Origin of the sequence: Pseudoalteromonas sp. Isolate6, assembly GCF_022398435.1 — a bacterium.
Lineage (GTDB): Bacteria > Pseudomonadota > Gammaproteobacteria > Enterobacterales > Alteromonadaceae > Pseudoalteromonas > Pseudoalteromonas galatheae.
Window position 1 is genome coordinate 1 of sequence record NZ_JAKEVK010000178.1, and the last position, 10,147, is coordinate 10,147.

The following is a 10,147-nucleotide window of genomic DNA, read 5'->3' on the forward strand; positions in this document are numbered from 1 at the left end:
CATTTATTAAGAGGTTAAAAAAGAGGCTATTCTTAGATGATTCGATTACTGTTTTTACTGCCAATTCTACTGTGCTTAGGCTGGGTTTACTTCCTTCGCTCAAACGGCGTACCGCTCAAGCAAGGAAAGAAAGGATTTATTTACATCTTAGTATTTTCATCTTTTGTTTTAGGCTTTTTTGTCTTAATGATGTATCTAACGGGCAGTTTGTAACAAATAGAGGAGAGTATGTTAAGTTATGATGGGCGAAAACAAAAAGAGCCATGACCAAAGCATGACTCTTTAACGATATAGCGATTCTAATTTGATTTAGACGCTGAAACTTGCACCACAACCACAGGTGGTCGTTGCATTTGGGTTATTTACGAAAAAACGCGCGCCTTCAAGTCCTTCGGTATAATCTACGATGCCGTCGATTAAATACTGAATACTCATTGGATCAACAACCATAGTCACACCATTCTTAACGATTTCTAAGTCACCTGGATTTACTTTTTCATCAAAGGTGAAACCGTATTGAAAGCCTGAGCAACCACCACCTGTTACGTAAACACGTAGTTTAAGATTGGCATTCTCTTCTTCTTCAATAAGTTCTTTTACGCGACTTGCCGCTGCGTCAGAAAACTGAATTGGTAACTGTTCAGACATAGATTTAGACCCCTAATCCTGTAATCCGTAAATTATCTAATACCTGAGTATTTTAATCAAGTATAGCGTTTGTACCAACCCCACCAAGATGCCACATATTTGAAAAACATAGTTTCATCAATACTATCGCCTGAGGCTAATTTCGCTGAGGGTTGTGACGCTTAATGTGATTCAGTTATCACTAGATTAAGAACAATAAAGTAATAATATCTCAGCGGCTTAGTTGCGCTGGCACAAGGACTTAAGATAAAAAATTTGTTATTCTTAACGTGTTTATCACTGTGGAATGACGTTCATGTCGTTGGATGCATTAAGACGAAGCCTTGCAAAACCTAAAACTTCAGCACAACTGTGCCTGCTTGGTGCTGGTGCAGGCCTGCTTGCGGCGATACTTATCATTGCTTTTCGTCTTACTATTGAATTGATCCAAGGCACATTTCTCGACAAACCAGATGACTTTACAGAGCTTTCTGAGCTACACCGGCTATTTTTACCTGTGCTTGCTGCTCTACTCATCGCAGTCTTTGCAGCATTAACAGGGTTTAAGCATTACCGTTTGGGCATTCCATATGTGATTAATCGAATCAAACACCATTACGGTCATATGCCAATTTGGAACTCTGCTAACCAGTTTTTTGGTGGTGCTGTCGCTTTGATCAGTGGCTTTTCTGTTGGTCGAGAAGGACCATCTGTACACATGGGAGCAACAGCCGCGAGTATTTTGTCAGAGCGCTTACATTTACCATTAAATGCTGCACGGACTTTAGCCGGTTGCGGTGTAGCTGCGGGTATTGCCGCCTCATTTAATACCCCGCTAGCAGCAGTGATATTCGTTATGGAAGTCGTGCTAAGGGAGTATAAAATCCATATTTTCGTGCCCGTGATGTTAGCCTCAGTGATCGGTGCAATGAGCACGCAATATGTATTTGGCAATAGCTCTGAGCTGGCACTCATTCATATCACTCCATTGAGCTTTTGGCATTACCCCTATTTAATTATTTGTGGTGCAGCATTAGGGGCAGTTGCTTTCGCTTTTAATCAAAACCTAATGCTGATCATCAAAACTTTTAAGCCCATCAGTATGTTTCCTCGTCTTTTATTAGCGGGGTTAATCGCGGGATTGATTGGCTATGCCGTGCCGGGTGCAATGGGCTCAGGTATGAGTGCTATCACCCAAGCCGTGGAGTCTCCACACAACCTACAGCTACTTACAACAATATTAATTGCTAAGCTGATGGCAACTATATTCGCAATTGGGCTTGGTATACCAGGCGGGCTTATTGGCCCAGTAATTGGGCTTGGGGTTATCATGGGCACTTTGATGTCTTTCTTTGCTCAATTTATTGAACCCAGTGTCGATGTTGCGGGAACTTATGGTGTCCTCGGTATGGCAGGCTTACTTGCTGCAACACTACACGCTCCACTTGCTGCGCTCACTGCGGTAATGGAGCTTACTTCCAACCCAAAAATAATTGTTCCAGCTATGCTAGTGATCACCACAGCTTACGTGACGGCTTTACAGGCATTTGGCAATCGCTCTATTTTTATTCAACAACTAGATTTCCAAGGACTGCCTTACCAAGTATCCCCTGCAAAAGAGGCATTACAGAAAGTAGGAATAGTAGCTGAGATGGATGAGAATTTTAAGCTGCTCTATTCTGACGATAAAGAGCAAATAAAAGAGACCCTGTCTGCTGTTGATAGCCAAACGCCACTCATTGTTTATGACGAACAAAGCGGCTACCGTTTAGCGGAATACGATTTGAACTTAATCTCTGAAGGTAGCGTATCGGTCTCTTATATCGAGCTACAAGGATTAAGTACACAAGCGACCTTAGCTGATGCCTTTGATGTGCTAAAAGACAAGCGTTCGGGCGCGGTGTATATATATAATCAAAAGGATGATAAACAAATACTTGGGTTATTGCGATGGGACCAAATTCGTCACATACTCACCACCAGAAACAGTTTACTCTAGTCTAAAAAGTGGAATTTATAATGAGCTTATTGCTAACGTATAAAGCCTTACATATCTTTTTTATGATTGCCTGGTTTGCAGGGATTTTTAATCTGCCACGTCTCTTTGTATATCACGCGATGACTGAAGAAAAATCTTGCAGCTCAATGCTCAAAATCATGGAGCGCCGTCTGCTCTTTTTTGTAACCCCATTTGCTATTCTCACCGCAGTGTTTGGGGTTTTAATGATTACAGAATACGGACGTGAGTGGTTTAAGCTCAGTATGTGGCTACACTACAAGCTGGCGCTCGTGATTTTAATTTATATTTATCATGGTTATTGCTTTAAATTACTTGCCGACTTTAAACATGATCGCAATCGTAAAAGCGACAAGTTTTATCGTTATTTCAACGAACTTCCCGTACTAATCTTATTAGCCATAGTCTTTCTTGCCGTTTTAAAACCTGCACTGTAACCGTGCATTATTGGGGGTTCTTGGGTATAATATGCGCCCAAGTAACCGCCCATATTCTGCGTGTTATCTGGATGGGTGAGCGACCTTGCAACCCGGTAGTCAATTTGTCTTTAGGAATCGCCAAATGTTCAGTTTCCAAGGTGAAAATATTCTTTCTGTCAACCAATTAGACAGAGATTCAATTGAACACATCTTCTCCATTGCAAAAAAAATGGAACCCTATGCTAAAAAGCAAAAACGTACCCAAGTACTCAATGGGGCGATTTTGGCAAATCTATTCTTTGAACCAAGCACAAGAACACGCGTAAGTTTCGGCACCGCATTTAACCTGCTGGGCGGCCTAGTCCGCGAAACCACCGGGATGCAAAGTTCAGCATTGGCTAAAGGCGAATCTTTGTATGATACCGCCCGCGTGATTTCTGCTTATGCTGACGCCGTGGCAATGCGCCACCCAGATGCAGGCTCAGTAGCCGAATTTGCGACCGGTTCCGACGTTCCTGTCATCAACGGTGGCGATGGTCCTAATGAGCATCCAACTCAAGCACTGTTGGACTTACTGACAATTGACCGAGAGCTTAGCCGCTTTGGTACTGGAATTGACGGCATGCACATCGCGCTAGTCGGTGATTTAAAATATGGTCGCACCGTACATTCCTTATCCAAGTTACTTAGTCACTACAAAGATATCCGCTTTACGATGGTTGCACCTGATGGCTTACAAATGCCTCAGTCTATTTTAGATGTCGTAGACAATGCAGGTCACCGTATTGAAGTCGTGTCTAAAATGGAAGGCAATTTAGCTGCCGATATCGTTTACCAAACCCGTATTCAAGAAGAGCGTTTCCCGTCTCAAGAAGAAGCAAACAAATACCGCGGCGGTTTTAGGATCAGCCAAGCAATTTATGACGCTCACTGTAAACCAAGCTCAGTATTAATGCATCCATTACCACGCGATAGCCGCAGCGATGCAAACGAGCTAGACAACGACCTAAATAACAATAACAACCTAGCTATCTTCCGCCAAGTTCAAAATGGTGTATTGATCCGTATGGCACTTTTTGCCCTAACGCTAGGTGTTGAAAACCAAGTGGAAAAATACGAGGTAGAAGTACCTTGGTTTAGCCGCAAACGTGAAAGCTAAAAAGGATCGACAATGACAATCAGTCAAGACTTATTCAAACGCGCCCAAGACTCAATCCCTGGAGGCGTCAATTCTCCTGTTCGCGCTTTTAATGGTGTAGGTGGTACGCCACTATTTATTACCAAAGCCGAGGGCGTTCACACCTTTGATGCCGATGGTAAACAGTACATTGATTATGTAGGCTCTTGGGGCCCGATGATCTTAGGTCATAACCATCCGGAGATTAAACAAGCAGTGCTTGCAGCGGTTGAAAATGGCCTTTCGTATGGCGCGCCGACGGAAACTGAAATCCTAATGGCGGAAAAAGTAAAAGCGCTAGTACCATCTATTGAAAAAGTGCGCATGGTAAGTTCAGGTACAGAAGCGACCATGAGTGCCATTCGCCTTGCTCGTGGTTACACAGGCCGCGATAAAATCTTAAAGTTTGAAGGCTGTTACCACGGCCACGCTGACTCCTTGCTTGTTAAAGCAGGCTCAGGTGCACTTACCATGGGTGTGCCGAATTCACCTGGTATTCCTGCAGATTTCGCCAAACATACATTAACAGTTTCATTTAATAATCTTGATGAAGTAAAAGCGATTTTTGACCAGTATAAAGATCAAATCGCGTGTGTGATCATCGAGCCTGTTGCTGGAAATATGAACTGTATTCCACCGGTAGAAGGCTTTTTAGAAGGTCTACGCGAAGTATGTACTGACAATCAAAGCGTGCTTATCTTTGACGAAGTAATGACGGGTTTCCGTGTTGCACTTGGTGGTGCTCAGCAGTACTACAACATCACCCCAGACTTGACCTGTTTAGGTAAAGTGATTGGTGGCGGTATGCCTGTGGGTGCATTTGGTGGTAAAAAAGAAATCATGGATTACATCGCCCCAGTTGGCCCTGTTTATCAAGCAGGTACGCTGTCTGGTAACCCAATTGCTATGGCTGCCGGTTTAAAAGCGCTAGAGCTGCTTTCAAAAGAAGGGCTACACGCAGAGCTTGAAGCTAAGAGTAAAGCCCTGTGCGAAGGCTTCCAAGCAGCTGCTGATGAAGCAGGTATCGCGCTTACGACTAACTACGCAGGTGGTATGTTTGGCTTCTTCTTTACTGACGCTAAGAAAGTAACCAGCTATCAGCAAGCAACTGAATGTGACCTAGAGCGCTTCAAAAAGTTCTTCCACCTAATGCTAGATGAAGGCATTTATTTAGCCCCATCTGCATTCGAAGCGGGTTTCGTGAGTACAATGCATTCTGACGAAGAAATCGCTAACACTATCGATGCTGCAAAGCGTGCTTTTGCCAAGTTGTAATCACAGATTAAAACTTACATTAGTTTCTATTTAAAAAGCCCATTCAGGGCTTTTTTTGTTTTTTCAGCTACGCTTTGAATAAGCTTTTCAAAAGCTTCGGTCTATTTAATACCAGTTGTATTAAGTAAATGATCTATCTTGAAGCGGGGAAATAGCTTTAGTAGCAAGGCAAAAATTTTGCTTTTTAGTTGTTCTAAATGAGAAATTTTTAACGAAGCTAATATGCTATTTCACCCTTCAAATTGATTAGAGAATTAATTCAATTGGTATAACCTAGACTCAAGTTATTTAAGCGCATTTAGTTAATAACGCTATGCAAAGTTAAAACTATCATACAGAGGAAGTGATGGCTGGATTTAATACGCTAATTAATCCTGCAACCCGTTTGATGGCGCGGTTGCGATACAAAACCAAAATGGCCGTTGTATTTGGTATTTTATTACTACCGCTAAGCCTCAGCTTGTTTTTTCTGAATGGCGTACTTAACCATTCCATCTCTGTCAGTGAGATGCAAAGACAGGGGCTCACGCTTTACCCTAGCATGTTGGAAAATATATTAGCGGGTAAAGCTTCCGATAATTCAATTTTATTGCAACGCGCTAAGTTGCCCAAAGTGAATGCCGCAGGTGCAAGCGCCCTTGAGCAGCTCTCTATTGCATCTCAACTTGCCGTCGATGATGATCTTGGACGCAGTTACCTGAATCGCACGCTTGTTGAATCTGCGCCAAGATTAATATCGCAAATCAATCAAATTGAAGCGCAAGCACGCGATATCATCAAAAGGGGAAGCTTTACTCCTGATAGCTTTATTGCACTGTCCAATTTAAACAAGGGTCTCCCAGGCGTTACTACACAATTCTCCGGCAAACTCAATATTGCAATCAATGATAGTCAGCAACTCAAAAAGCAGCTCAGTCAACCATTAGCTGAGCTTGAGTCTAGCCTGTCAGATTATCAGCAAGCGGTGAAAACAGGCTTGTTAGATCCTGATGAGCTGGCACTCTCACAAGCGCAATTTAACCATTACTATCAAAGTGCAAGTGATGCTATCAAGCAGTTTGTTAATGTTGCGACACCCACACTTGCCGCGCTTGTCGCTGAAAAACAAAACCAACAACAGTGGATAAGGAACACTGTTGCCTTGGCTTCACTACTCGCACTAATTATTGCCATTTATCTTATGTTTGGCTTTTACTCCTCTGTCATGGGTACCATCACGACTTTCTCACATGCCGCTCAGAGCGCTTCTCGAGGGGATTTAAGCATCAAAGCGCAGACAACGGGTTCCGACGAGCTTAGTCAAATTATTGAACAATTTAATGCGGTACTAAACGCCTTTATCTCTTTACTTGGTAACGTTCGACTAAGTAGTAACGAGCTGCAGCAAGCAACAAAAACACTCAACCAAATAAGCCAAGATACTGAGAAGGATGTCGCCCAGCAGGAGAATAAGATCCAGTCTATCCACCACTCACTCGAGAATATGGCGCAGTCTGCTCGCTCAGTCGAGGACGCCGCATTTAGCGCCACAGAGCTGGCCTCCGTAGCAGCTAAACAAGTAAAACAAAGCAGCGTCAATACCACAGCCTTAGCGGGACAAATGACCGAACTACAAGCTGAGTTTCAACAAAGTCGCGTAGCCTTAGATAAGCTCGCGGAAGACACGCAAAACATTAGCCAAGTGAGTTCTGCGATTAGAGAGATTGCCGAGCAAACCAATTTACTTGCGCTCAATGCCGCAATTGAAGCTGCTCGTGCAGGTGAACAAGGTAGAGGATTTGCGGTGGTAGCAGATGAGGTTCGAACGCTTGCGCAAAGAACGCAGCAACAAACAGAAGAAATACATAATATTATTCAATCACTACAAGCCGCGTCCAGAGACACGCAAGACAAAATGCGTAGCAGTGAAGACAATATGGCACAAAGTGTTATTGCGGCCAATGAAACCAATGAAGTGCTTCAGCACGCAGAGCAAAGCATGCGAGACATAGATGAACAAGGGAAACTGATCAGTCAGTTAGTGCAACAACAAACCCAAGCGACTGAACACGCATTGAATGAATCATCTGAGATCAGTAACTTAGCACAACATACACTGGGCTCTGCAAGAGCAACTCAAAGCGATGCAAAAAAACTTGGCAAACTATCACAAAGTTTAAATAGAGAAATCGATAAATTTAAAGCCTAAGACTGACAGCTAGTATCAATAGATCCTAGCTGTCATTACTTGGCTCAACATCTGGGCCTTGGTTCGAACATGCTCTCTCTAATAGGTAGCTGTAATACAGGACCACAACTCGGAGGCGATTGCTTGCCCGTTTTCGGGTTGATAAACGCCCAGCGAATGGACTTTGGACGCTCATCAACAATCGCTTGTGGGTTCAGTGGTTTAAGATAACGAATATAGAGCTCAAGCGCACCTTGGCTGCCCGTTAATCCCGTTGGCTTATTATCATCACGACCAATCCAAGCAACGGTGACCGTATTTTGATCAAAGCCTGCAAACCAGCTGTCTCTTAAATCATTACTAGTCCCCGTTTTCCCTGCAAGTTGAATAGAGGGAAAGTGAAGGTTAAGACGTTTAGCTGTTCCTTTTTTGGTTACTCTCTTCATGCCATATTTCGTCATGTATACCGCGTCGCTGTCTAGGGTTTGGCTTTTTTGCACTGGGTGTTCGTATACCAGCTTACCCAGTGAATCGGTAATAGCCATGACACTGGTCAACTTGCTCTGCTTACCGTCTGCAGCAAGTGTGGTGTACGCCTGTGCAATTTCAAAACTGGATAGCTCTAACGCCCCCAACAATAAAGAAGGATAAAGTGGAATAGACTTAGAGACACCAAGATCATTCAAAGTTTGCGCCACTCGATTGACCCCCACATCTAGACCAAGGTTTACTGCTGGAATATTGATGCTATTGCTAAACGCTTCGAACATTGGCACTTGGCCTCTGAATTTATGATCAAAGTTTTCTGGAGACCAGACCCTACCTGAACCATCTGTCACTTCAAGGGGGCTATCATCAAGTAGCATACCTAGGTGATAGTTTGGATTCGACAAAGCGCTCAAATAAATAGCGGGCTTGACCAGTGAACCTATATTGCGCTCGGTGTCTAATACCCGATTAAAACCTGAAAACTTCAACTGACGACCAGCAACTAACGCAGATACGCCCGCTTTTTCAACATTGACTGACAGCATTGCAGTCTCTAGATCTTCCGTTTTAAAGCGACGCTCTAGGTAAGGTAAGCCCTTTTTAACGGCATCTTCCATCGCCGTTTGCTTTTGTAAATCGAGATAGGTAAAAATCCGAATTCCAGAGTCTACGATGTCATCATCAGGCACAAGCTTCTTTAACTCGCGATTCACCAACTCCAAATATCCAGGGTATGACTGCATACGGCTCGCTTTTAAAGGCTGTACATCAATCGGCCTTGCCAGCGCTGCGCGATATTCGGGCGTTGTGATAAGGCCATTTTCTACCATCAACCTTAAGACTAAATCGCGCCTTTCCATTACCCGTTCTGGGTAACGTCTTGGATTATAAAAAGACGGCCCTTTAACCATCGCAACTAACATAGCGACCTGATCAAACTCAAGCTCATCGACAGGCTTACCAAAATAAAAGTCGGCCGCAAGTCCCATACCATGAACGCCCTGATTATAGGCTTGTCCTAAAAACACTTCGTTTAAATAGGCTTCAAGGATTTCATCTTTGCTGTAACGAAAATCTAAAATCAATGCGATGAATGCTTCATTCACCTTGCGAATTAAGGTGCGATCTCTAGTGAGATAAAAGTTCTTTGCGAGCTGTTGCGTAAGCGTGCTACCACCTTGCACGGTTCGCCCAGCTTTGATGTTGGCATACAGCGCACGCAAAATAGACAGCGCAGAAACGCCATGATGTTCGTAAAAGTCTCTATCTTCTACCACTAGCAGTGTTTCTTTTAAAATATTAGGGAATTTATCGAACGGAACAAACTCTCTGTCTTGACGCGATTCATTGCCGATCCGGGCAATTTGCACCGGCTCCAAGCGAGCGCCGGCTAAGCGTCGACCTTGATTATCAACAATATTGGCAAGCTTCTTACCAGCAAAATTAAGCGTAAAAATACGTGCGGTTTCTGGGCCATCGTAGAATTCGAATGCGCGACGATGGATGGTGATTGTGCGACCTTGAACAATGTACTGACCGGTACGACTGATACGATTTACACGGGAATAATTAAGCCGTTTCAGCTCCCACAACACTTCATCCTCATTTAGGAACTGATCAGGGAAAAACTGCATCGACCTGGCATAAACCTGAACAGGAAGCTCCCATTTATTGCCCTCAAACTGCCGGCTTATTTTCGCGTCTAAGTAGATGATATAGATTGCTACAAGGAATATCGCCGCAATGGTCCCCTTCCAAAAGAAAGACCACAATGAGCTCAGTACACGGCTTTTCACTCTTTGCATCTTAGAACCGTTTTGCTGGGTATTGTTTTTACGCGAAGTGTTCGCTTTGACGTTTGATTTTTTGGCAGGTGTTCTTTTCTTTTTATCCGTCATGACCCAAGTAAAACTAAAAAATGAATCGCAAGATGGTAGGGTAACCTAAATTAACAACTGCTGAAAGTAGAATAATAT

At 43.4% G+C, this 10,147-nt stretch carries 7 protein-coding genes; 5 read left to right on the plus strand and 2 right to left on the minus strand.

The window, feature by feature from the left end; genetic code table 11:
• Positions 1-309 precede the first annotated feature (309 nt).
• Positions 310-648: an iron-sulfur cluster insertion protein ErpA gene (gene erpA, locus L1D50_RS18190; protein ID WP_010372235.1), complete on the minus strand. Its 339-nt coding sequence runs from the start codon at positions 646-648 to the stop codon at positions 310-312.
• A 295-nt stretch (positions 649-943) separates the two neighbouring features.
• On the opposite strand from erpA, the gene L1D50_RS18195 reads away from it, so the two are divergent.
• The 5 genes from L1D50_RS18195 (at position 944) to L1D50_RS18215 (ending at position 7,703) form a co-directional block, all read left to right on the plus strand.
• Positions 944-2,626, plus strand: coding sequence for a chloride channel protein (locus tag L1D50_RS18195; RefSeq protein ID WP_128728491.1), 1,683 nt, complete (start codon positions 944-946; stop codon positions 2,624-2,626).
• A gap of 20 nt (positions 2,627-2,646) precedes the next feature.
• The gene (locus L1D50_RS18200) at positions 2,647-3,081 is read left to right on the plus strand and encodes a CopD family protein (protein WP_128728492.1); all 435 of its coding nucleotides are present in this window, start codon (positions 2,647-2,649) and stop codon (positions 3,079-3,081) included.
• A gap of 124 nt (positions 3,082-3,205) precedes the next feature.
• The gene (locus L1D50_RS18205; protein ID WP_128728493.1) at positions 3,206-4,222 is read left to right on the plus strand and encodes an aspartate carbamoyltransferase; all 1,017 of its coding nucleotides are present in this window, start codon (positions 3,206-3,208) and stop codon (positions 4,220-4,222) included.
• Positions 4,223-4,234: 12 nt separating this feature from the next.
• Positions 4,235-5,515, plus strand: a complete 1,281-nt coding sequence (gene hemL / locus L1D50_RS18210) for a glutamate-1-semialdehyde 2,1-aminomutase (RefSeq protein ID WP_128728494.1) — start codon at positions 4,235-4,237, stop codon at positions 5,513-5,515.
• 346 nt (positions 5,516-5,861) lie between these two features.
• Entirely contained in the window at positions 5,862-7,703 is a 1,842-nt protein-coding gene (locus L1D50_RS18215) for a methyl-accepting chemotaxis protein (protein ID WP_239966544.1), read from the plus strand.
• A 44-nt stretch (positions 7,704-7,747) separates the two neighbouring features.
• Here L1D50_RS18215 and mrcB read toward each other — a convergent pair whose 3' ends face one another.
• The gene (mrcB, locus tag L1D50_RS18220; protein ID WP_239966545.1) at positions 7,748-10,069 is read right to left on the minus strand and encodes a penicillin-binding protein 1B; all 2,322 of its coding nucleotides are present in this window, start codon (positions 10,067-10,069) and stop codon (positions 7,748-7,750) included.
• Positions 10,070-10,147 lie beyond the last annotated feature (78 nt).